This is a genomic window from Blastococcus jejuensis (assembly GCF_039534705.1).
Classification (GTDB): Bacteria; Actinomycetota; Actinomycetes; order Mycobacteriales; family Geodermatophilaceae; genus Blastococcus_B; species Blastococcus_B jejuensis.
In genome coordinates this window covers 107,973-129,754 of sequence record NZ_BAAAVV010000008.1, presented here as the reverse complement: position 1 = coordinate 129,754, position 21,782 = coordinate 107,973, and the positions used below count along the sequence as shown (strand labels likewise).

23 protein-coding genes are annotated in these 21,782 nt (G+C 73.8%); 11 read left to right on the top strand and 12 right to left on the bottom strand.

Annotated elements, in window-relative coordinates; translation table 11 throughout:
- Positions 1 to 71 precede the first annotated feature (71 nt).
- Both ABD644_RS16835 and ABD644_RS16830 read left to right on the top strand, forming a co-directional pair.
- Positions 72 to 926 carry an Fpg/Nei family DNA glycosylase gene (locus ABD644_RS16835; protein WP_344690143.1) on the top strand — a complete coding sequence of 285 codons (855 nt, stop codon included), beginning with the start codon at positions 72 to 74 and terminating at the stop codon, positions 924 to 926.
- Positions 923 to 1,597: an HAD family hydrolase gene (locus tag ABD644_RS16830; protein WP_344690142.1), complete on the top strand. Its 675-nt coding sequence runs from the start codon at positions 923 to 925 to the stop codon at positions 1,595 to 1,597. The genes ABD644_RS16835 and ABD644_RS16830 overlap by 4 nt, the downstream gene beginning before the upstream one ends.
- Here the strand turns inward: ABD644_RS16830 and ABD644_RS16825 are convergent.
- Positions 1,566 to 2,747 (bottom strand): MBL fold metallo-hydrolase, encoded by a 1,182-nt coding sequence (locus ABD644_RS16825; RefSeq protein WP_344690141.1) that lies wholly within the window; start codon positions 2,745 to 2,747, stop codon positions 1,566 to 1,568. The genes ABD644_RS16830 and ABD644_RS16825 overlap by 32 nt on opposite strands.
- Positions 2,748 to 2,867: 120 nt before the next feature.
- Here ABD644_RS16825 and ABD644_RS16820 point away from each other — a divergent pair, with 120 nt between their 5' ends.
- On the top strand, positions 2,868 to 4,091 hold the full coding sequence (locus tag ABD644_RS16820) for an MFS transporter (protein ID WP_344690140.1): 1,224 nt from the start codon (positions 2,868 to 2,870) through the stop codon (positions 4,089 to 4,091).
- A 41-nt stretch (positions 4,092 to 4,132) separates the two neighbouring features.
- On the opposite strand, the gene ABD644_RS16815 is transcribed toward ABD644_RS16820, so the two are convergent.
- Positions 4,133 to 4,672: a copper chaperone PCu(A)C domain-containing protein gene (locus ABD644_RS16815; protein WP_344690139.1), complete on the bottom strand. Its 540-nt coding sequence runs from the start codon at positions 4,670 to 4,672 to the stop codon at positions 4,133 to 4,135.
- A 105-nt stretch (positions 4,673 to 4,777) separates the two neighbouring features.
- On the opposite strand from ABD644_RS16815, the gene ABD644_RS16810 reads away from it, so the two are divergent.
- Both ABD644_RS16810 and ABD644_RS16805 read left to right on the top strand, forming a co-directional pair.
- The gene (locus tag ABD644_RS16810; RefSeq protein WP_344690138.1) at positions 4,778 to 5,221 is read left to right on the top strand and encodes a MarR family winged helix-turn-helix transcriptional regulator; all 444 of its coding nucleotides are present in this window, start codon (positions 4,778 to 4,780) and stop codon (positions 5,219 to 5,221) included.
- The gene (locus ABD644_RS16805) at positions 5,218 to 5,361 is read left to right on the top strand and encodes a hypothetical protein (protein ID WP_344690137.1); all 144 of its coding nucleotides are present in this window, start codon (positions 5,218 to 5,220) and stop codon (positions 5,359 to 5,361) included. Before ABD644_RS16810 ends, ABD644_RS16805 begins: the two co-directional genes overlap by 4 nt.
- Before the next feature lie 7 nt (positions 5,362 to 5,368).
- On the opposite strand, the gene ABD644_RS16800 is transcribed toward ABD644_RS16805, so the two are convergent.
- The gene (locus ABD644_RS16800; protein ID WP_344690136.1) at positions 5,369 to 6,601 is read right to left on the bottom strand and encodes a Rieske 2Fe-2S domain-containing protein; all 1,233 of its coding nucleotides are present in this window, start codon (positions 6,599 to 6,601) and stop codon (positions 5,369 to 5,371) included.
- 114 nt (positions 6,602 to 6,715) lie between these two features.
- A complete protein-coding gene (locus ABD644_RS16795; protein WP_344690135.1) occupies positions 6,716 to 7,867 on the bottom strand; it encodes a PP2C family protein-serine/threonine phosphatase in 1,152 nt (383 codons plus the stop codon).
- Between the two features lie 157 nt (positions 7,868 to 8,024).
- Here ABD644_RS16795 and ABD644_RS16790 point away from each other — a divergent pair, with 157 nt between their 5' ends.
- From ABD644_RS16790 to ABD644_RS16780, 3 genes are read left to right on the top strand one after another with little or no spacing between them, the layout of a single operon-like run.
- Positions 8,025 to 8,414 (top strand): DUF485 domain-containing protein, encoded by a 390-nt coding sequence (locus ABD644_RS16790; protein ID WP_344690134.1) that lies wholly within the window; start codon positions 8,025 to 8,027, stop codon positions 8,412 to 8,414.
- On the top strand, positions 8,407 to 10,026 hold the full coding sequence (locus ABD644_RS16785; RefSeq protein WP_425547453.1) for a solute symporter family protein: 1,620 nt from the start codon (positions 8,407 to 8,409) through the stop codon (positions 10,024 to 10,026). The genes ABD644_RS16790 and ABD644_RS16785 overlap by 8 nt, the downstream gene beginning before the upstream one ends.
- 17 nt (positions 10,027 to 10,043) lie before the next feature.
- Positions 10,044 to 11,291: a glutamate mutase L gene (locus tag ABD644_RS16780; protein ID WP_344690133.1), complete on the top strand. Its 1,248-nt coding sequence runs from the start codon at positions 10,044 to 10,046 to the stop codon at positions 11,289 to 11,291.
- Here ABD644_RS16780 and ABD644_RS16775 read toward each other — a convergent pair.
- Together ABD644_RS16775 and ABD644_RS16770 are read right to left on the bottom strand one after the other, a co-directional pair.
- The gene (locus ABD644_RS16775; RefSeq protein WP_344690132.1) at positions 11,281 to 12,738 is read right to left on the bottom strand and encodes a PH domain-containing protein; all 1,458 of its coding nucleotides are present in this window, start codon (positions 12,736 to 12,738) and stop codon (positions 11,281 to 11,283) included. The two genes, ABD644_RS16780 and ABD644_RS16775, sit on opposite strands and share 11 nt — an antisense overlap.
- An 8-nt stretch (positions 12,739 to 12,746) precedes the next feature.
- On the bottom strand, positions 12,747 to 13,259 hold the full coding sequence (locus ABD644_RS16770; RefSeq protein WP_344690131.1) for a PH domain-containing protein: 513 nt from the start codon (positions 13,257 to 13,259) through the stop codon (positions 12,747 to 12,749).
- A gap of 58 nt (positions 13,260 to 13,317) precedes the next feature.
- Between ABD644_RS16770 and ABD644_RS16765 the strand changes: the two genes are divergently transcribed.
- Positions 13,318 to 13,647 (top strand): rhodanese-like domain-containing protein, encoded by a 330-nt coding sequence (locus tag ABD644_RS16765; RefSeq protein ID WP_344690163.1) that lies wholly within the window; start codon positions 13,318 to 13,320, stop codon positions 13,645 to 13,647.
- 15 nt (positions 13,648 to 13,662) lie between these two features.
- Here ABD644_RS16765 and ABD644_RS16760 read toward each other — a convergent pair whose 3' ends face one another.
- The 6 genes from ABD644_RS16760 to ABD644_RS16735 form a co-directional block, all read right to left on the bottom strand.
- The gene (locus tag ABD644_RS16760) at positions 13,663 to 14,004 is read right to left on the bottom strand and encodes a TFIIB-type zinc ribbon-containing protein (RefSeq protein ID WP_344690130.1); all 342 of its coding nucleotides are present in this window, start codon (positions 14,002 to 14,004) and stop codon (positions 13,663 to 13,665) included.
- Positions 14,005 to 14,106: 102 nt separating this feature from the next.
- Positions 14,107 to 15,726 carry a long-chain fatty acid--CoA ligase gene (locus tag ABD644_RS16755; RefSeq protein WP_344690129.1) on the bottom strand — a complete coding sequence of 540 codons (1,620 nt, stop codon included), beginning with the start codon at positions 15,724 to 15,726 and terminating at the stop codon, positions 14,107 to 14,109.
- Between the two features lie 47 nt (positions 15,727 to 15,773).
- Positions 15,774 to 16,676 carry a hypothetical protein gene (locus ABD644_RS16750; protein ID WP_344690128.1) on the bottom strand — a complete coding sequence of 301 codons (903 nt, stop codon included), beginning with the start codon at positions 16,674 to 16,676 and terminating at the stop codon, positions 15,774 to 15,776.
- The gene (locus ABD644_RS16745; protein ID WP_344690127.1) at positions 16,673 to 17,197 is read right to left on the bottom strand and encodes a SigE family RNA polymerase sigma factor; all 525 of its coding nucleotides are present in this window, start codon (positions 17,195 to 17,197) and stop codon (positions 16,673 to 16,675) included. Before ABD644_RS16745 ends, ABD644_RS16750 begins: the two co-directional genes overlap by 4 nt.
- Positions 17,198 to 17,285: 88 nt before the next feature.
- On the bottom strand, positions 17,286 to 17,975 hold the full coding sequence (locus ABD644_RS16740; protein WP_344690126.1) for a DNA alkylation repair protein: 690 nt from the start codon (positions 17,973 to 17,975) through the stop codon (positions 17,286 to 17,288).
- 2 nt (positions 17,976 to 17,977) lie between these two features.
- Positions 17,978 to 19,180, bottom strand: coding sequence for a cytochrome P450 (locus ABD644_RS16735; protein ID WP_344690125.1), 1,203 nt, complete (start codon positions 19,178 to 19,180; stop codon positions 17,978 to 17,980).
- Between the two features lie 210 nt (positions 19,181 to 19,390).
- Here ABD644_RS16735 and ABD644_RS16730 point away from each other — a divergent pair, with 210 nt between their 5' ends.
- Complete coding sequence (locus tag ABD644_RS16730) at positions 19,391 to 20,317, top strand: DUF5926 family protein (RefSeq protein ID WP_344690124.1); 927 nt, start codon at positions 19,391 to 19,393, stop codon at positions 20,315 to 20,317.
- Positions 20,318 to 20,550: 233 nt separating this feature from the next.
- Positions 20,551 to 21,657, top strand: a complete 1,107-nt coding sequence (gene chvE / locus ABD644_RS16725) for a multiple monosaccharide ABC transporter substrate-binding protein (RefSeq protein WP_344690123.1) — start codon at positions 20,551 to 20,553, stop codon at positions 21,655 to 21,657.
- Positions 21,658 to 21,782: the final 125 nt, after the last annotated feature.

Here is a 21,782-nt window from a genome sequence, read left to right as displayed (position 1 = left end):
ACGCAGCTTTCGGTACCGAAAGCACCTGATGGGGGACGGCGCGACCCGCGGATCCGGGCGATCATGGGTGGATGCCCGAGATGCCCGAGGTGGAGGCGCTGGCGGCGTTCCTGCGCGAGAACGCCGTCGGTCGCGTGCTGGCCCGGGCCGACCTCGCCTCCGTGCAGGCGATCAAGACGTTCGACCCGCCGCTCTCCGCGCTCGGCGGGCTGGAGATCACCGGCGCCGGCCGGCACGGCAAGTTCCTCGACATCGACGTCTCGGGCCTGCACCTCGTCGTCCACCTGGCCCGGGCCGGCTGGCTGCACTGGCGCACCGGCCTGCCCACGGCGCCACCGAAGCCGGGCCGGGGCCCGCTCGCGCTGCGGGTCCACCTCGATGACGGCAACGGCTTCGACCTCACCGAGCAGGGCACGCGCAAGGGGCTGGCGATCTACGTCGTCCGGTCGCCGTCGGAGGTTCCGGGCATCGCCCGGCTCGGGCCCGACGCGCTGGAGGTCGACCGCGAGCAGTTCGCCGCGCTGCTGGGCTCCCGCAGCGGGCAGGTCAAGGGCGCGCTGACCGACCAGACCCTGATCGCCGGCATCGGCAACGCCTACTCCGACGAGATCCTGCACGCCGCGCGGCTCTCCCCATTCAAGATGGCCAACAAGCTCGACGACGACGAACTGGTCCGTCTCCACGACGCGATGCGGGCCACGCTCACCGACGCGTTGCAGCGCCAGCAGGGGCAGAAGGCCGCCACGATGAAGGGCGAGAAGCGCTCGGGCCTGATGGTGCACGCCCGCACCGGACTGCCCTGCCCGGTGTGCGGCGACACCGTCCGCGAGGTCTCCTTCGCCGACACCTCGCTGCAGTATTGCCCGACCTGCCAGACCGGTGGCAAGCCGCTGGCCGACCGGCGGTTGTCCAAGCTGCTGCGGTGATCACCTTCGACCTGTTCAGCGCCCTGATCGACGCGCGCACCGGGGCGTCACGGGTGCTGGCCGCGATCGCCGCCGAGCGCAGGTGGCCGATCGACGGCGAACGCCTCTACGACGAGTGGGACCGCCGCAACAAGGCCTCTCAGCGGGACGAACGGGAGTGGATCCCGTTCGCCGAGCACTGCCGTCGCTCGCTCGCCGCCACCTACGCGGACCTGGGCCTGACCGGCCCCGCCACCGTCGACGCCGCGATGCTGCTGGGCTCGGTCGCCGGCTGGCCGCTGTGGCCCGACGTCGCCGCCGGGCTGCCCCCGATCGCCGCCCGGCACCGCGTGGGCGTGCTGTCCAACGTCGACGACGACGTCTTCGCCCGGACGAAGGTCGCCGCGCTCGTGCCCGACGACGCCGTCCTCACCTCGGAGCGGCTGCGCGCCTACAAGCCGGACCCGGAGATCTACCGGCGGGCGCGGGAACGGGCCGGCGGCGCACTCGTGCACGTGGCGACCTCGGCGCGCGACGTCCGCGGGGCGCTGGAGGCGGGCGTCGAGGTGATCCGGCTGCGCCGGCCGGGTCACGAACTCGACCCGGACGGGCCGCGGCCGCCGCGGGAGGCCGCCGGCCTGGCGGAACTGGCCGAGCTGCTCAGTCGGGGAGCAGGGAGAGCAGGCGGCTGAGCGTGCGGGCCAGCACCGCGCTGCCGACGCCGGCGTCGCGCGGGTGGTCGGGATGGTCGTCGGCCGAGCCGATCGCCGTCCACCAGTCGGTCTGCTCCGGGAGGTCCAGGACGTCGAGGCGCTCCCCGGGCCGCGGGACGACGACCCGCGCGTCGGACTTCTTCGCCGCGACCAGCACGCGCTGCACCGGCTCGGCCCAGCGGTGGAAGGCCAGGTTGAACGTGGCCCAGTGGATGGGGAGGAACACCCGCCCGCCCAGGTCGCCGTGGGCGCGCATCGCCTCCTCCGGGTCCATGTGGATGGCGTGCCAGGCGTCGTTGTAGGCGCCGACCGGCAGCAGCGTGAGGTCGAACGGGCCGTGCTGCGCGCCGATCGCGGCGAAGGCCGGCGTGTAGCCGGTGTCGCCGCCGAAGAACACCCGGTGCTGCGGGCCCGCGATCACCCAGGACGCCCAGAGCGTGGTGTCGCGGTAGAAGTACCGGCCGGAGAAGTGCCGGGCCTCGGTGCAGGTGAGCGTCAGCCCGGCGACGGTGGTGCTGCCGTTCCAGTCCAGCTCGACGATGCGCTCCTCGGGCACGCCCCACTTGCGCAGGTGCTCGCCGATGCCCAGCGGCACGACGAACGGGGCCGTCTGCGTGGTCAGCAGCACCCGGACGGTGGGCAGGTCGAGGTGGTCGTAGTGGTCGTGGGAGATGACGACGGCGTCGACCTGCGGCAGCTCCTCCAGCGCGACCGGCACCGGGTGCAGCCGGGTCGGGCCGAACACCGGCGACGGCGAGACGCGGAAGCCCCAGACCGGGTCGACCAGCACCCGCCGCCCGTCGACCTCGAGCAGCGCGCTGGCGTGCCCGAACCAGGTGACGGCGAGCGCGTCGGCCTCGGCCGGGATCTCGGGGCGGACCAGCGGCACCGGCGCCCCCGGGAGGCCCTTGTGCCGCTCCTCGTGCATCTGCCGGAGGAGGCCGTCACGGGTGTTCGCCGGGGGGAGGGCCGGGGTCTCGAGCGTGTTGTGGAACTTGCCGTCGTAGAACCGCGACGAGCCGGTGACGGTGGGACGCAACCGCCGCCGGTGGGCGCCGAGCGCGACGGGCAGTCCCCAGGCCGCGCGGGCGACCCACCCGGCCGGCGCGGCCAGGGCAGCGGCGGTCACGGTGCGACGGAGGAGGCGAGACGGCACGGTGCCAGTGTCCCAGCCTTCCGGCGGTGCCGGCGTCCCCCGGTCGGAGTGCCGCGCTTCCTGGGCCGGGAGCGCACGGGCAGACTCGGGCCGGTGAGCGCCGAGAGCCCGCCGGCCGCGGTGGCGCACCCGCTGGGAGACCCCCAGTTCCGGTGGTTCTTCGCGGGCCGGCTGGTCTCGATGACGGGCAGCTCGATGGTGTGGGTCGCCCTGACCTTCGCGATCCTCGAGGCGAGCGACCGCACCAGCGACCTGAGCATCGTCGTCGCGTCGTACACGGTGCCGCTCGCGTTGTTCCAGATCTTCGGCGGGGCGGCCGCCGACCGGTTCTCCCGGAGCGCCGTCCTGGTGGGGTCGCACCTCGGTTCGGCGGTCACGCAGGGGATCTCGGCCGTCCTGCTGCTCACCGGGCACTACCAGCTGGTCGTGCTGGCGGGCCTGGCCGCGCTCAACGGCACGATGCAGGCGCTGAGCGGACCGGCACTGATCGGGATCGTCCCGGACCTGGTGGACCGCGGCCTCATCCAGCGGGCCAACGCGCTGCTCGGGGCCACGCGCAACGCAACCCGGATCGTCGGCCCCGCGCTGGCCGGCCTGATCGTGGCCGGGGCGGGCGGCGGCTGGGCCGTCGCCGTCGACGCCGTGTGCTACCTCCTCGCCGCCGCCTGCCTGGGCGGGCTGCGGCTGCCCGCGCCGGTGCGCGCGGCCGGGGCGTCGATGCTGCGGGACCTGCGCGAGGGCTGGGGCGCCTTCCGGTCCCGCACCTGGGTGTGGGTCGGCTCGTCGTCCTTCGCCGTCATCAACTTCGTCCAGGCCGGCGTCTGGGGTGTGCTCGGGCCGGTTCTCGCCGAGGACACGATCGGCGCCGCCGCCTGGGGACTGGTGCTCAGCGGCACCGCTGCCGGGTTCCTCGTCAGCTCGGTGATCATGTACCGGGTCACGTTCACCCGCCTGCTCGGCGTCGGGCAGGCGTTCCTCGTCCTCGGCGCGCTGCCCCTCGTCCTGCTGGGCCTGGGGGTCCCGACGCCGGTGCTGGTGGCCGGGGCGTTCCTGGGCGGAGCCGGCACGGGTGTCTACGGGATCGCATACGAGACGTCGTTCCAGGAGCACATCCCGGGCGAGGCGCTCTCCCGGGTGGCGTCGATCGACACGACGGCGTCGCTGGTCACGGTGCCGCTCGGGCAGCTCGCCGTCATCCCGGTGGCAGCGGCGTTCGGGGACTCGCAGGTTGCCGTCGTCGGGGGTGTCGCGTTCGCGCTGGTCGCCGCCGGGATGCTCGCCGTCCGGCCGATCCGCACCCTGCGGCACGGCGAGTGAGCCGGCGCCCGCGGCGAGGGCCGGCCCGGGACCGGGCGGGATCAGCTGTCCGGCGAGGGGTCCTCGGCCGGATCGGGGAAATCGAACGGAGCTGCGGGGCTCTGTCCCTCGGCGGCGACCACCGCATCGAGGCTGACGCTGCCGGCCTCGGCGAACTCGAGGGTGACGGGGATGGACTGCGACGACCGGAGCGGCCGGGCCAGGTCCTCGAGCAGGATCGACGGCTCGGCCTCGGCGCCGATGTAGACGTTGTCGTCGGCGGGCACCGGGATGTCCGCGGCCCGGCCGTCGACGGTGAGCACGGCATCGGCGAAGTCCGGGCCGGTCACGTCGAGGAGCGTGTCGTCGTCGTTGCCCGAGTTGGTGACGGCCAGGAACAGCCGGGCGTCCTCCCCCACGTCGTACCGGCCGTCGAGCGGGTACTCCAGTTGCACCTGCAGAACCTCCACGGTCGCCGAGACCGTCTCGTCCGGGCCCACGGCGCCCTCGTCGTCGGGACCGGTGAGATCTCCTCCGGCGCACGCGGGGAGCGGGAGCGCGGCGACGAGCGCGAGTGCGGCGAGCCGGCGGTGCGGGGGCATGATCGTCCTTCCATGGGGAGCGGGGACGTGTGCCCGGTTACCCGCCCGCCCGGGCACAATGCCAACTGTTGCCATCCCGCAACGGAGTCGTCATGGAGGGATCGCGTGACCCGTACGTCCGACGACGAGGTGCTGCTCGGGCTCACCCGCACCGTCATGGGGGTCTCGACCGCCGCGGCCGATCGGCTGGGCGGGATCTCCGTCGTCCAGCTGCGGGCGCTGACGGTGCTGCGCGCCCTCGGGACGGCGACGCTCGGCGAGCTCGCCCAAGGCATGGCCGTCACGCTCTCGACCACCAGCCGGCTGGTCGACCGCCTGGTCGCGGCCGGTCTCGTCGTCCGCGAGCCCGCTCCCGGCAACCGGCGGGCCCTGGCGCTGCGGGTTGCTCCCGACGGTCAGCAGGCCCTCGACCGTTACGACGGCGACCGGCTCGAGGCCCTGCGCGAAACTCTCGACCGGCTCCCGGAGGCTGCCCGGGCCGGCGTGCTCTCGGCGTTCGCGGCCTTCACCGACGCCGCGCGTCCCCTGGGCCGCGCGGTGGCGTCGTGAGCGAACCCGCGCGGCCCGACGACGAGGGCGGCGACCCGGCCTGCTGGCTGGCGCGGGTCTGCCCGGCGTGCGGCCGGCTGGCCGACGAGGACCCGCCCACCCGGTGCCCCGCCTGCGGGGCGGACCTCCCGGCCGACTGACCGGTCGTCAGGCCGCGACCGCGCCCCGACCGGCGGCCGTGACGAAGTCGCACAGCGCCTGCCGGAGGGCCACCCCGAGCCGGTCGGCCGGCACGTGCAGCTCGTCACGCAGGTCCAGCGGCAGCCCGGCGGTGCCGAGCTGCGCCTGCAGCGCGGCGTCCTCCTCGAGCATCCGGTGGACGTCGGCCATCTCCTGCACGACCGTCGAGGGGGCGGGCAGGGGGCGGCCGGAGCCGGCCGACAGCAGCACCCGCGCGTAGACGCGGGTGGAGTCCGGGTCCTCGGGCTGGAGCAGGAACAGCGCGGTCGAGACGACGCCGGAGCGGGGGAGTTCCTGCCGGAGCCGCAGCTGGAACGGCGCGCGGAACTCGATGACGAGCCGGCGCCGCTCGACCGCCCGCGCCGACGGACCGGCCGGGGTGGCGTACTCCAGGACGGCGGTGAAGCCGCCGGGCTCCTCCACGACGTCGGCGACGAGCGACTCCGCCGGCCCGCCGTGCACGAAGGGGACGTGTGCGGTGTCGAGCAGCGCGTCGGCGAGCGGCCCGGCGGGTCCGGCCGAGCGGACCGGCGGCAGCCAGCCGCTCACGAACCGGCGGTCGGTCAGCTCCGGCGCCTTCAGCGGCAGGTCGACGGGTGTCGCCGGGGCCAGCCAGAGGAGGCCCAGGTGCTCGCGCACCCCGAACGCCGGCGGCTCGACGGCGGGCCCGCCCGGCGTCCGGCGCAGGGTCCAGGTCCGCCCGAGCAGGCGGACCTGGAGCCAGCCGCCGGGATGCAGCTCCCGGGAGAGGGCCACCGGGTGCCACGCGCGGTCCAGGGCGGGGTCGAGGTTGCCCAGCACGCGGCCGGCGGGCGGCTCGGGCTCGGGCGCGGACTCGGGCTCGCCGGCGTGCCGCGGCGGGAGGGCGGTCGTCGTCGGGTCCGGCGCCAGCCAGATCCAGCCGTGCCGCTCCTCGACGGCCCACGGGACCTGCAGGTCGGCCCGGGGCGGCGGGGTGCCGTCGGGGCCGAGCGACGGGATGTCCACGCAGCGGCCCTCGTCGTCGTACCGCCAGCCGTGGAACGGGCACTGCAGCCGCCCGTCGACCACCGTCGCGGCGGCGAGCGGGACCAGCCGGTGCGGGCACCGGGACGGGAAGGCGCTGGCCGCACCCCCGGGCCGCAGCCGGACGACGACGAACGCCCGCCCACCCGCGCCCACGGGCACCGGCGTCGTCCCGACGTCGGCGGCCCGAGCCACCGGGAACCACCCTGTCGCAGCCATGGCTCATTGCAGCGTTCGCCGGTTTTCCCGGCGTTACGTCCCGCAGAACGTTGTGGAACGTCGTGCCACGGCCGTGGCCGGCCCGGCAGGTCAGGTCGGGAGCGCCAGACGCACGGCCACGAGGCACACGTCGTCGGCCAGCGGCCCGCCGACGAACTCCCGCACCGCGCCGCTCAGCGCCTCGAGGACCTCGGCGGGCGGCGCGCCGGCCCGGTCACGGACGACCTGCCTCGCCCGCTCCTCGCCGAAGAGCTCCAGCGGGCGGCCCGGCGCGCGGTTCGCGGCCCGGCCCTCGGTGAGGCCGTCGGTGAAGGCGAGGATGCCCTCGCCCGGCCCGAGGCTGGTCTGCCCCGTCTCGATCTTGAGGGCGTCGGGGCCCGTGCCGAGCGGGGCACCCACCTTCCCGCCGGGCAGCGGGTCACCCGAGTCGAGGCGCCAGGGCACGTCGTGGCCGGCGGCCGCCCACGAGATCTCCCCGGCCGGCGTCGGGACGATGTTCACGCACACCGCCGTCACGAACGGCGCGCCCTCGGCCCCGTGCTCGATCAGCGCGATGTTGGCCAACTGGAGCAGTTGGGCCGGGTCGCTGGTGAAGCGCGCGAACGTCGCCAGCGCCGCCCGGACGAAGGCCGCGCACCGCGCGGCGTCGATCCCGTGCCCGACGACATCGCCGACGGCGACGGTCGTGCTGCCCGACGGCCCCGGCGCCACGAGGAAGAAGTCGCCGGCCACCAGGCCGTCGGCGGGCGTGAACGACGTGGCGATGTCGAGGTGCGGCGTCTCCGGCAGGTGGGTGGGGACGAGCGCCGCGTGCAACCCCTCGAGCTCGGTGAGCTGGGTCTCCTGCTCCTGCACGCGGGCGGTGAGGGCGCGCTCGCGCCGCAGCAGCAACGAGACCAGGAGCGCCACCCCGACGAAGGGCACGGCACGGTTGACCGTCGCCACCCACAACATGTCGCCGGCCAGCTCCTCGGACGGGAGCACCAGCTCATCGACGAGGAACAGCAGGGTCGCGGCGGTGGCCGTCAGCAGTCCACCGGTCAGACCGAACCAGAAGACGCTCAGCACGATCGGCAGGAGGACGTACAGCGAGAGGGCGAGGCTCGGCTGGTTGACCAACAGCCGGAGCGCCGACACCGCGAGCACGAGAACCACGAGGATGCCCACCCGCTGCGCGGTGCCCAGCCGCTGCGGGCGCCCGGCGACCGGCGGAGGCGATGAGCCGTCGCGCCGACGGGGCATGGCAGGAACGTAACAGCCCCGCGCGGGCGCTCCGGGGCGATCGATCGCGGACCGTCGCGGCCGTTTCGGTAACGGATTCTTCCTTCGACCCGTCGTGACCGGCCGGTAGCGCCTAGGGTGACCGCGGTCACACTCCCCGTCATCAGGAGGACGCACCGTGAGTGAACCCACCGAGCGGCGGCTGCTGACGCCGGACGAGTACGAGGAGGCGCAGGCCTCCCCGGAGTTCATGGAACTCAAGCGGCGATTCCGGGCCTTCGCCTTCCCGATGACCGTGGCCTTCCTCGCCTGGTACCTCGCCTACGTCCTGCTCTCCACGTACGCCTCGGACTTCATGTCCACGACGGTGTTCGGCAACGTCAACGTCGGCCTGCTGCTCGGGCTGGCGCAGTTCGTGACCACGTTCGTCATCACCCACGTCTACGTGGCGCACGCCAACAAGCGCACCGACCCGATCGCCGACGAGATGCGCGACCGGCTCGAGCACCACGAGTACGCCCACCGGCACCACGCCGGCGGCGAGAGCGAGGGGGCCACCCGTGCGTGAGCTGTCCGCGGCCGCCGCGACGACCGAGACCATCGGCAACCCGACGATCAACATCTCGATCTTCGGCGCGTTCGTCCTCGTGACGCTGGCCATCACCTTCCGGGCCAGCCGCAACAACAAGAGCGCCGCCGACTACTACGCCGCCGGGCGCACCATCACCGGGCAGCAGAACGGGCTGGCCATCGCGGGCGACTACCTCTCCGCGGCCTCGTTCCTCGGCATCGCCGGTGCCATCGCCGTCTACGGCTACGACGGCTTCCTGTACTCGATCGGCTTCCTCGTGGCCTGGCTGGTCGCGCTGCTGCTCGTGGCCGAGCTGATGCGCAACACGGCGCGGTTCACCATGGCCGACGTCCTGGCGTTCCGGATGCGGCAGGGCCCGGTCCGGACGGCAGCGGCGATCTCGACGCTCGCGGTGTCGCTGTTCTACCTGCTGGCCCAGATGTCGGGGGCCGGCGGCCTGGTCACGCTGCTGCTCGGGGTGAGCGGTGAGGCGGCGCAGGCCGTCGTCGTCACGATCGTGGGCGCGCTGATGATCTTCTACGTCCTCGTCGGCGGTATGCGCGGCACGACCTGGGTGCAGATCATCAAGGCGTCGCTGCTGATCGTGGGCGCGTTCGTCATGACGGTGTGGGTGCTCGGCAAGTACGGGTTCAACCTGTCGTCGCTGATCGGCGGTGCGATCGAGTCCGGCAGCCAGGCGGTGGCCGAGCCGGGCGCGCAGTACGGGCTCACCGGGACGACGAAGCTGGACTTCGTCAGCCTCGGCCTCGCGCTCGTGCTGGGCACCGCGGGCCTGCCGCACGTGCTGATGCGCTTCTACACCGTGCCGACGGCGAAGGACGCCCGCCGGTCGGTGGTCTGGGCGATCTGGCTGATCGGCATCTTCTACCTGTTCAGCCTCGTGATCGGCTACGGCGCCGGTGCCCTCGTGGGTGCCGAGGAGATCCTGGCCGCGCCGGGTGCGGTCAACGCCGCGGCTCCGCTGCTGGCCTTCGAACTCGGCGGCACCGTGCTGCTCGGGATCATCGCCGGCGTCGCGTTCGCGACGATCCTCGCCGTCGTCGCCGGTCTGACCATCACCGCGTCGGCGTCGTTCGCGCACGACGTCTACGCCTCGGTGATCAAGAAGGGGAACGTGCCGCCCAACGGGGAGGTGAAGGTCGCCCGGATCACCGCCGTCGTGATCGGCGCGATCTCCATCGGGCTGGGCATCCTGGCGCTGCAGGCGGGCCTGAACATCGCCTTCCTGGTGGCGCTGGCGTTCGCCGTGGCGGCCTCGGCGAACCTGCCGACGATCCTCTACACCCTGTTCTGGCGGCGGTTCACCACCCAGGGCGCCCTGTGGTCGATCTACGGCGGCCTGATCATCTGCGTCGGCCTGATCCTCTTCTCGCCGGTGGTCTCCGGCGGGGAGAAGTCGATGTTCCCCGACGTGGACTTCGCCTGGTTCCCGCTCAACAACCCCGGCCTGGTCTCCATCCCGGCGTCGTTCCTGCTGGGCTGGCTCGGCACCATGCTGTCGAAGGAGCGCGTCGACGAGGCCAAGTGGGCCGAGCTGGAGGTGCGGGCGTTCACCGGCATCGGAGCGGAGAAGGCCGTCCACCACTGAACGGTTAGGGTCCGGCGGTGAGCGTCGTCGCCTGCGTGGACATCGGGTCCACGTACACGAAGGCCGCGCTCGTCGACGTCGCCACCGGCGCGCTGCTGGACACCGCCCAGGCCCCGACCACGCTCGACGACGTCGTCACCGGCGTGCTGGCGGCGACCTCCGCCTTCCCGGACGCGCCGGTCGTGGCCTGCTCCAGCGCCGGGGGCGGGCTGCGCCTGGCGGTGGTCGGGTACGAGGAGCTGATCAGCGCGGAGGCCGGCCACCGGGCGGCACTGTCGGCCGGTGCCCGCGTCGTGCACGTCGCCGCGGGCCGGCTCGACGACACCGCGCTGGCCGTCCTGGCCGACGTGGCGCCCGACGTCGTGCTGCTCGCGGGCGGCACCGACGGCGGCGAGGCCTCGGTGCTGCGGCACAACGCCGCGGCGCTGGCCGGCGCGGGCCGGTCCGTCCCGGTGGTCCTCGCGGGCAACGCCGCCGTCCGCGACGAGGTCGCCGCGGTGCTGCGGGACGGCGGACTGCCGGTGACCGAGGCGGACAACGTGCTGCCCGACATCGGCCGGCTCGCCCCGGAATCGGCGCGCGCGGCCATCCGGGCGGTGTTCCTCGAGCACGTCATCGGCGGCGACCGGCTCTCCACCGACCCGCGGCTGCGGCAGTGGGTGCGGGCGGTGACCCCCGACGCCGTCCTGGAGGGCGTGACCGTCCTCGCGCAGGAGACCGCGGCCGCCGACGCACCCGGGGTCGTCGTCCTCGACGTCGGCGGCGCCACGACCGACGTCTACTGCGTGCCCGACCCCGACGCCGAGCAGGCCTCGCTCGGCCGCGAGGCGGTCGGCGTCCCGGCCCGGCGGCGCACGGTCGAGGGCGACCTCGGGGTGTCGTGGAGCGTCGAGGCACTGCGGACGGCGGCGCGCGCGGAGGGGCTGCCCGTGCCCGGCGACGACCCGCTCGCGCTCGGCGAGATCGCCGCGACCATCGCCCTGCGCCGCCACCTGCGGGCCGAGGTGGCCTACGGCGGCGGCGCCAGCGCCCGCTCGGCCGGGCTCGTCGTGCTCTCCGGCGGGGTGTTCCGGCACGCCGACCCCGACGCGGTCGATGCCGTCGTCGCGCGGTTGGCGGCGGACGCCGGGGGAGCGGGCAGCGTCGTGACCGGGACGACGGTCGTCGTCGACCGTCGCTACGTGCTCGCCGCCGCGGGGCTGCTCGCCGGTGACCGCCCGGGGGCGGCCGTCGGACTGGTGCGGGAGCTGCTCGTCACCGCGTGAACGAGCCCGCCCACCGCTCCGAGGCGGCGAGGGCGAACCCTGCGACGTCCCCGGCGGCCATGTCGAGCGCGGTGTAGCCGCCGCTGCCGGCGCCGACGCAGGCGGTCACCGTCGCCAGCCCCTGGCGCCGCTGGAAGAAGGACTGCCGCACCCGCCAGCCCACCACCGCACGCCGCTGCAGGATCGCCTGCTCGCGGACCAGCCACCCGCTGCGGACGGTGAACGACCCGGGCCCGGTCGCGTGCCCGAGCGCGGCGTACCGGCCCAGGCCCAGCGGGACGCCGAGCAGCGTGAGGACGGCGCCGACGACGAGCAGCCACCACGAGCCGGTGAGCGCACCGAGCACGACACCGGCGGCGGACACGACCAGACCCGCGGCCACCGCCCGCACCATCCGCCGGCGACGGGCCGCGGACGGATGACGGGCGAGCGGGCCGGGGTCCTCGGCCAGCCGGCGGGCCAGCGACCAGGCCTCCGCGCGCGGCCCGAGCGGGAGGAGCTGGCCGCGACGGGCGGCGTCGCCCAGACCGGTCACCAGGGCGCTGACCCGGGCCGCGCGCACCCAGCGCATGCCCAGGCCCTCGGAGACCGTGCAGCCGCGGATGCGGTCGATCTCCAGCTCGGTGTGCCGGCGGGTGAGCAGGCCGCGCGTGGCGATCAGCGACCCGCCGCGGCGGACGAGGCGGAACCCCCAGTTGACGACGGCCGCGCCGAGCACCGCACCGACGGCGAGCAGCAGCAGCCCGACGAGGAACGCGACCGCGAGCAGTCGCCCGTCGGACAGGTCCGGGCCGTCGAGGTCGGGTCGCAGGCTCTCGGGAAGCTCGTCGGCGAGCCGGAACAGCGCGCCCACCGCCGCCAGGGGGACGGCCAGGTAGCTGCCGACCAATGGGGCGTACAGCAGCCAGCGCGGGTCGAAACGGGAGACGACCTCCTCGTCCGGCTCGGTCGTCGCGCCGTCCGCCGTCGACACCGCGGACGGGGAGCCCCGGTGGCTGAGCACCGCGGGGCGCAGCCGTTCGCCCTCCGCCCGGGGCACGCCGTCGATCACGACCTCCTCGTCCTTGCCCGCAGCGCCGGCGGCCGCGTCGACGCGCACCCGGACCAGCCCGAACAGCCGGTGCAGCGGCGGGGCCTCGATCTCCACCCCGCGGATCCGGTCGTTGGGCACGGTGCGCACGGAGCGGGACAGCAGGCCCCGGGTGACGACGACCGCCGTCGGGCCGTCGGCGTAGCTGAAGCGCCACCACGAGAGGGCCGCGGTGAGCAGCGAGAGCAGGGTGACGCCGACGACGAGGGCCACGATCGTCCGCGCCCCGCCGCCGAAGCCGGTGGCGGCCGCGATGGGGATGACCGCGGGGACGAACTGGCGGGCCTGGCGGAACGTGATCGTGTGCACGAGCACGATCCGCGGGGAGGTGCGGTGCCCGGCGGGCTCGGGGTTCATCGGGTGCGTCAGGTGGCCTGGTCGCGGACCTGCTCCGCGCGGTGGGCGAGGTCGTCGGCCACGCGGTGGGCGATGTCGGTCTCCAGGTGCGGCACGCGCACCGTCCCCTGCGACGACGCCGTCAGCACCGCCACCGAGGCCAGGCCGAACAGCTGCTGCAGGGCTCCGCGGGTGACGTCGACGGTCTGGATGCGCGAGATCGGCACCAGCGTCCAGGTGCGGCTCAGCCAGCCGGTGACGGTGTAGACCGCGTCGCCGGTGACCTCCCAGCGGTGCACCCGGTGGCGCAGCCGGGGGCGGATCCCGATCGCGACGACCGCGTAGAGCCCCACCGCGATCGGCACCAGCCAGCGCAGCACCGGCAACGGGGTGCCGTCGGCGGCCGGGACGAACAGCAGGAAGGCCGCCGCGCCGAGACCCAGGAACAGCGACTCGACGATCCCCTCGGCCAGCCAGTAGGAGATGGCCGAGCGGGACAGCGCCCAGGCCGGCTCGCGGACGGGGGGCGGGGCGGTGGTCATCGCCACCATGATCGCAGCCCGGCGCCCGCCGACCCCGCGTGTCACGATGGCGGGCGTGATGCCGCAACAGGTGCCGACCGTGCCCGCCGACGAACTGCCCGCCGACGCCGTCGTCCTCGACGTCCGCGAGGACGACGAATGGGTGCACGGGCACATCGACGGAGCGACCCACATCCCGATGGGCGACGTCCCGGCCCGGCTCGACGACGTCCCCGAGGGCGACCCCATCTACGTGACCTGCCGCGGCGGCGGCCGGTCGGCCCGGGTGACCGCCTGGCTCAACCAGAACGGCTACGACGCGGTCAACGTCGGCGGGGGCATGGGTCAGTGGGAGGCCGCCGGCCGCCCGATGGTGAGCGAGACCGGCCAGGAGCCCTTCGTCCGCTGAGGACGGGGTCCTTCCTCAGAAGTCGAGGAACTCCTCGAGGATGCTCTTGCGCCGCTTCTTCTTGGCGTACTTCTCGTCGTAGCCCCGGTCGTAGTACCGCTCGTCGTAGCGGTGCTCGCCGTAGTAGCGCGGGTCGCGGTCGTACTTGTCGCGGATCGGCGGGGGCGCGGCCGCGGTCGGGGGCACGACCGGGCGGCCCTCCTCGGCGTCGTTGACGGCCCGCTCGGCCGCGACGAGGTTCTCCAGCTCACCGCGGTCGAGGAAGATCCCCTTGCACTCGGTGCACTGGTCGACCAGGACCCGGTTGCGCTCGTACTGCGCCATCACGTTGTGGCACTTGGGGCACAGGAGCTGCATGCGCCCAGGTTAGACGGGCGCCGGTCGGTTTCGGCTTTCTGTACCGAAAGCTCCGGCGTGAGCCCGAGCTTTCGGTACAGAAAGCTGGAAAAGAGGCGGGGGTCAGCCGGAGGGCAGCTCGTACTCGGCGAACTTCGAGCGCAGGTCCTTCTTCGAGAACTTGCCGACGCTGGTCTTGGGCACCTCGTCGATGAACTCGACGGCATCGGGCAGCCACCACTTGGCCACCAGCGGCTTGAGGTGCTCGAGGATCTCCTCCTCGGTCGCCGTCTCGCCCTCGTTGAGGACGACGCAGGCCAGCGGGCGCTCGTCCCACTTCGGGTGCGGGATGCCGACGACCGCGGCCTCCTTCACCTTCGGGTGGCTCATGATCGCGTTCTCCAGGTCGACCGAGCTGATCCACTCCCCGCCGGACTTGATCAGGTCCTTGGTGCGGTCGGCGATCCGGATCGAGCCGAACTCGTCCATGGCCGCGACGTCGCCGGTCTTCATCCAGCCGTCGTCGGTGGACAGCTGCACGCCCGCGTCGGGGTTGTAGTAGTCCTGCGCGCACCACGGGCCGCGGACCTGCAGCTCGCCGGTGGCGGCGTCGTCCCACGCCTGCGGCTCGAGGGTGTCGGAGTCGACGATCCGCGCCTCGACACCGAACAGCGGCATGCCGGCGCGGGCCCGCCGCGCGGCCTTGGTCTCGTCGTCGGCGTCGTCGAAGCGGGGCTGCAGCACCCCGGACGACGCCACCGGCGACGTCTCGGTCATGCCCCAGGCCTGCAGGATCGGCAGCCCGACCTGCTCGCGGTAGGCCTCGCTCAGCGCCTTGGGCACCGCCGACCCGCCGCAGCCGATGTCACGCAGCTTGTGCGGGCGGCCGGCCAGCTCGGGCAGCACGCCCTGCCAAATGGTCGGGACGCCGGCCGTGAACGTGACGCCCTCCTCGACGATCAGGTCGGCGAGCGCCTTCGGCTGCATCATCGAGCCGGGGAAGACCAGCGCGGAGCCGGCGGCCGGGGCCGCGTGGGCGATGCCCCAGGCGTTGGCGTGGAACATCGGCACGACCGGCATGGCCGTGTCGCGGACCGACAGCCCGAACGCGTTGGGCGCGATGACGGCCATCGTGTGCAGGACCGTCGAGCGGTGCGAGTACACGACACCCTTGGGGTTGCCGGTCGTGCCACTCGTGTAGCACATCGACGCCGCCGAGCCCTCGTCGGTGACGGAGAACTCGACCGGCTCCGCGTCGGCGAGCAGGGTCTCGTAGTCGAGGACCCGCGGGTCGTCGGGGATCTCGTTGTCACCGCCGTCGTCCATGACCACCACGTGCTTGACCGTCGTCATGGTGTCGATCAGCGGCCACAGCAGCGGCAGCGTCGTCCGGTCGACGAAGACGACCTCGTCCTCGGCGTGGTTGGCGATGTAGGTCAGCTGCTCGGGGAACAGCCGGATGTTGAGCGTGTGCAGCACCCGTCCGGTGCAGGGGGCGGCGAAGTAGAGCTCGAGGTGGCGCTGGCTGTTCCAGCCGAACGTGCCGACCCGGCCGTCCGAGCTGATCCCCAGGGTGTCCAGCACGCCGCCGAGCTTCCGGGTGCGTTGCGCCCACTCGGCGTAGGTGCTCCGGGTCGTGCCGTTCGGCCCGGCCGTGGCGATCGTCGTGTCACCGTGGTGGGTCTCGGCGTGCCGGAAGATCGCGTCGATGGTGAGGGGGAAATCCTGCATGAGCCCGCGCATGTCCGGATCCTGCCAGTGACCCGGCTCACGCTCCACCGGTGGGCCCGTCAGCCGAACTCGGCGACGACGCCCTCGACGAGTACCGGCAGGATCGCGGCCGGCCGGACGGCCGCGGCGTCGTCCCCCGACACGCTGAGGATCCAGAGCCCTCCGTCGACCCGGGTGTCGGGCACGACGAGCGCGTAGGACGTCGAATCCGGCGAGGCACACCGCACCAGCAGCGACCCGGCGGCCACGGACGGCAGGTCGACCCACGGGCAGTGATGCGTGCCCTGGCCGGGGCCTTCCCGGAACCGCCGGAAATCGTCCACGGTCGTGCCGTCGGCGGTGAACCCTACGGTGATGAAGTAGTCGTAGACGTTGTTGACGGCGTCCAACGGAACCTCGACCCACGTGCAGCCGTTCGGGCTGTTGGGCAGCGTGCCCGACCAGTAGCTCATCTCCTGGCCGGTCACCTCGGCGAGCCGGGCAGACAGCCGCGGGCAGGTGAGCGCGTCCTCGTCGATCGACGACTGCGGATAGGGGCGGCCCTCCGGCAGCCACTGGTCCCACAGTTCCGGCGCGGTCAGCGTCACGGCGGGCAGCCCGGCGGCGACCTCCTCGAGCTCGGCCACGTGTTCCGGCTCCGGGCTGGTGTCCGCCGGCCGGGTGCTCCGCGTCGGCGCCGTCGTCTTCCCCGTCGGGGTCGCTGTGGTGGGAGCCGCCGGCGTGGTCGCGGTCACCGACGGCGTCGGCACGGCCACCTCGCCGTCGGACGACAGGCTTCCGACGGCCGCGGGGACCCCGACTGCGATGGCGACGACGGCGGCCACCGTGGCGATCAGCCCGGCCCGCGTGCGCCGACGCCGTCGGTAGAGCGCGATCACCGTCTCGGGCGCGACCCGGTCGTGCGGGCCGCCGAGGTCGTCGGCGAGGTCGTGCAGCCGGGCCGCGAGATCGAGGTCGTTCACGAAAGCCTCCTCGACGCCTGCGCAGGATCGGGTTGGGGGGCGAGCAGGGTGCGCAACGCGCGCAATCCGCTGCCGACGTGCTTGTTCACGGTGCTGACCGAGCAGCCCATGAGACGGGCGGTCTCGGCCTCGCTCAGGTCGTCGAAGTAACGGAGGACGACGGCGGTGCGCACGCGGGGCGACAGGTGCAGCAGCGCGGTGCGCATCTCGTCGACCGCGGCGTGCGCCGCCTGGAGGTCCGCGCCGTCGGAGCGGTCGGGAACGGTCTCGATCACCCGTTCGGTGTTGCTGAGCAGGCGGCGCCAGCTGAGATGGGTGTTGACCAGCAGTTTCCGTACGTAGGCCACCGGGACGTCGGCGCGCTCGACCTTCGCCCACTGCGCGTACGCCCGGGCCAGCGCGCTCTGCGTGAGGTCCTCGCCGCGGCTGCGGTCACCGGTGAGCAGGCGGGCGGTGCGCAGCAGCGAGGGGCCGTGCGCGCGCACGAACTCGCTGAACGCCTCGTCGTCGCGTCGTGCCACTCGCCCCCCTCGTGGATGCGCCTCCACCCGGTAGACGCATCGGCAGCCCGCACCGACCCCGGACCCTCGAGTCTCGGTTCGGTAACGGTCAGCGCCGCCGGGAGGCCAGCCGCCGCTGCACGGCCTCGCTGCGCAGCTCGCGCAGGGCGTCGGCGCCGACCCACCGGCCGCCCCGGCCCGCGGTCTCCTGCAACCGCAGCGCCGTCGCGACGGCTGCGGCGTTCAGCCCCGGGCTGCGCTTGCCGATCGCCCGCAGGGCCCAGCTCGCCCCCTTGCGGACCAGCGGCCGGTCGTCGTCGGCGCCGGCCGCGAGCGGCCCCAGCAGCGCGGCGAACCGCTCGTCGTCCGCCTCCTTGTCGGCCACCGCGAGCCCGGCCATGAGGGCGAAGCCGGCGCGCCTGACGAACAACTCGGGTCGCTGCGTCCAGTCGGCCGCCTTCTGCCAGGCCGGCGGCGCGTACCGGAACAGGTTCTGGCAGACCTGGTCGCACAGGTCCCAGGAGTCGAAGCCGGCGGCCCAGCGCTCGCACTGCCCGTCGTCGACCAGCGTCGCGTCGTCCACCAGCGAGGCGAGGATGCGCGCCTCGTGGACGCCGCTGTCCCACAACGCCGCGGCCAGGTCGTGGTCCCGGCCGAGCTCCCTGGCCACGCCGCGCAGCTCGGCGACCGTCACGCCGTAGGCGTGCTCGGTGGCGATGCCGTAGCGCGCCATCCCTGCGAGCCGGGTCGGGTCGGCGAGCGCCCGCAGCCGGGCGAGCACGCCGGGGACGTCGGTCACGGTCAGGATGTCAGGACGACGGGGAGCTCGCGCAGGCCGCGGATGACGAACTCCGGACGGCGCCGCGCGGGGTAGGCCAGCTCCAGGCGCGAGGTGCGCTCCAGCAGCGCGCCGAACGAGGCCTGCAGCTCCACCCTCGCCAGCGGCGCCCCGATGCAGAAGTGGACGCCCGCGCCGAAGGAGATGTGGGGGTTGTCAGTGCGGCCGACATCGAGTCGGTCGGGCTCGGTGAACACCGCCGGGTCGCGGTTGGCGGCCCCCAGCAGGGCGGCGATCTTCTGCCCGGCCGGCACGGTCACCCCGCCGATCCCGACGTCCTCCGTCGCGGTGCGCTCGAACAGCTGGAGCGGGGAGTCGAAGCGCATCAGCTCCTCGATCGCCGTCGGCAGCAGTCCCGGGTCGTCGCGGAGGCGCTGCAGCTGCTCGGGGTGCTCCAGCAGCGCGAGCAGGCCGTTGCCGCTGACGTTGACGGTCGCCTCGTGGCCGGCGTTGAGCAGCAGGATGCAGGTGGTGACCAGCTCGTCCTCGGTCAGCCGGTCACCCTCGGCGTCGCGCACGCTGACCAGGTGGGAGATCAGGTCCTCGCCCAGGTTCTTGCGCCGCCCGGCCGCGAGCTCCCGCAGGTAGGCGACGAACTCGGCCGCGGCCCGCTCCGCGGCCTCCTCGACCTCCGTCGTCCGCCCGTACTCGTACATCTTCACGATCGCGTTGGACCACGGCCGCAGCAGCGGCCGGTCGGCGTGCGGGACGCCCAGCAGCTCGGCGATGACGTCGACCGGCAGCTGCTCGGCCATCCCGCTGAGCACGTCCACCGGCTCCGACCCGCCCGAGCGCTCCACGAGCCCGTCGACGAGTTCCCTCGCCAGCTCCTGCACCCAGGGCCGCAGCCGCTCGACGTGACCGCGGGCGAAGGCCGTGCTGATCAAGCGGCGCAGCCGGGTGTGGTCGGGCGGCTCCATCTCGAGGATCGCGTTGCGATGGATCAGGTTGAAGCTCCCGAACCGCTCTGCCGGCTCCCGGTCCCGCCAGATCCGACCCAGCCGCCGGTCCCGCAGGACGGCGTTGGCCTCGGCGTGCGTGAACGCCAGCCACAGCTGCAGGCCCTCGTGCCACTGGACGGGTGCCTGCGCACGGGCGGCGGCGAACGCGGGGTACGGGTCGGCGACGACGGCGGGGTCGGAGAGGTCGAGCGGGACGGCGGTCACGCCCGCGAGCCTAGAGAAAGGACCCCCTCGCCCCCCGCCACTCGCAGGCTCGCGACGGGACCCTGCGAGGGGGCCGCGCCCCCGGTCATCCCGGATCCCGCCGAGTGCGACGAACTCGTGGTGATCAGCGGCTGATGGCCACGAGTTCGTCGCACTCGCCGGCGCCGTCCCGTGGCCGGCCCGGGCGGGGCCCTCCGTAGGCTCCCCGGCATGGCTTCCCGCAAGCGCTCATCCGCCTCCGCCGCCTCGGACGCCCCCAACCCGAAGGCTCCCTGCCCGTGCGGGTCGGGACGGCGCTACAAGCACTGCCACGGCTCGGGCTACGCGCCGCCGGTGACCCGCCCCTTCGAGGGCCTGCCGGGCGAGGCCGACTGGGTCGCCCTGCGCGAGCTCGTGCCGGCGGCGACGGCGAAGCTGCGGACGACGGACGGCAAGGACGTCACCCTCGCCAGCGTCCTGCCCGGCGGCGCCCCCGCACTGGTCCGCGCCAGCGGCGAGATCGTGCTGGGCGTCCAGCTGCAGGCGTCCTCCGACGACGTCAGCCGCGACCTCGGCACGGCCCTGGCGGCCGCGCTCGAGGCGCCGGCGGGCGCGCCGGTCGACCCGGGCCCGGTCGGGGCGGCGGGGTCATCCGGCCCGCGCCTGCAGGACCTGCTCGACGCGACGGCCCCGCTCGAGGTCACCGTGCACGAGGACTTCGGCTTCTGGCTGGAGGGCGTGGAGCCCGGTGCCGCCGCCCAGGCCGGGCTGAAGCAGGCCAACGAGGCGATCCTCCCGACCGTCCGGCTCGAGGGCCTGGAGGCGGCCTACTGGGTGCGCCCGAGCAACGAGCGGGCGCACCTGCGCTGGGTGCGGCCCGAGCCCGAGGAGAAGCTGCTCGACGCCCTGGCCCGGCTGCGGGCATCGGGGGAGATCCTGCTGGGCGAGGGCACCCGCTACGCCGGGGCGTTCCGGGCGCACGGCCTCGTCGTGCCGGTGTGGGACCTGCCCGCCGACGTGCCGGCGGCCGACTGGGCCGCTCCGGCGGCCGCGTTCCAGCAGCGGCTGGAGCAGGCGCTGGCCTCGACCGAGCCGCTCACGGCGGACGAGCGACGGGCGCGCGCGGGGCTGCTGTCCCGGCAGATCACGCTGCGCTGACCCCCCGGTCGCGGGGTCCCGGCTCACAGGAATCCCCGCTGTCCGTCGCCGTCCGGTGACTGTCAGGTGCGGGTGTCCAGGACGTTACGCGACCGTGACAACTAATTCCGGGTGAGGCCTTGACGCGGCACCGTTGTTAGCGCTCACAATGTGGCCGCTCGCACAGTGCAGTGACGCCGATCCTGCGGCGGCAAGAAGTCTCAGAAGGAGATCTCATGAGCAGAAGGCTCGGAATGACCGCCCTGGGTGCCGCTGCGGCGCTCGTCCTGGCGGCCTGTGGCGGAGAGGGTGCCGGAGGGTCGAGCTCGGGCAACGAGGGCTCCGCCCCCGAAGACCTCACGATCGGCGTCTCGATGCCGACGCAGACCTCGGAGCGCTGGATCGCCGACGGCGAGAACGTCCAGGAGCAGCTCGAGGAGCTCGGGTACGAGGTCGACCTGCAGTACGCCGGCGACGACATCCCGACCCAGAGCCAGCAGGTCGACCAGATGATCACCCAGGGCGCCGACGTCCTGATCATCGCCGCGATCGACGGCACCGCGCTCAGCAGCCAGCTCCAGGCCGCTGCCGACGCAGGCATCCCGGTCATCTCCTACGACCGGCTGATCCGCGACAGCGAGAACGTCGACTTCTACGTGACGTTCGACAACTTCGCGGTCGGCGTGGCGCAGGCGGAGTCGCTCGTCGAGGGGCTCGGCGAGGGCGGCCCGTTCAACATCGAGCTGTTCGCCGGCTCGCTCGACGACAACAACGCCTTCTTCTTCTTCGAGGGCGCGATGTCGGTCCTGCAGCCGCTGATCGACGACGGCACCCTGGTCGTGAAGTCGGGTCAGACCGACATCGAGCAGGTCGCCACGCTGCGCTGGCAGCAGGAGACGGCGCAGAAGCGCATGGAGGACCTGCTGACCTCCACGTACAACGACGGCTCGCGGGTCGACGGCGTCCTCTCGCCCTACGACGGTCTGTCCCGCGGCATCATCACCGCGCTGCAGAACGCCGGCTACGGCCCGACGACCGACGGCGGCGCGCAGCCGATGCCGATCGTCACCGGCCAGGACGCCGAGATCGCGTCGGTGAAGCTCATCGCCGACAGCGTCCAGTACTCGACGATCTTCAAGGACACCCGCGATCTGGCCGAGCAGGCCGTCATCGCCGCGGAGGCGTTCCTCGACGGCGACGAGCCGGAGGCCAACAACACCGAGGACTACGACAACGGCGTCAAGGTCGTGCCGTCCTTCCTGCTCCCGGTCGAGACCGTCACGGCCGACAACATCCAGACCGCCCTGGTCGACTCGGGCTACTGGACGGCCGAAGAGGTCGAGTCGGGTCAGGCCGAATGACCTCGGCACCGAGGTGACAGGGCCGGGCCCGGCAGCGGGAGCAGCATCCGCCGCCGGGCCCGGTCCCGCACCGGGGCCCTGAGCCCCACCGAAGGATCCCCGCCCGTCGACCCTGCCCGGATACC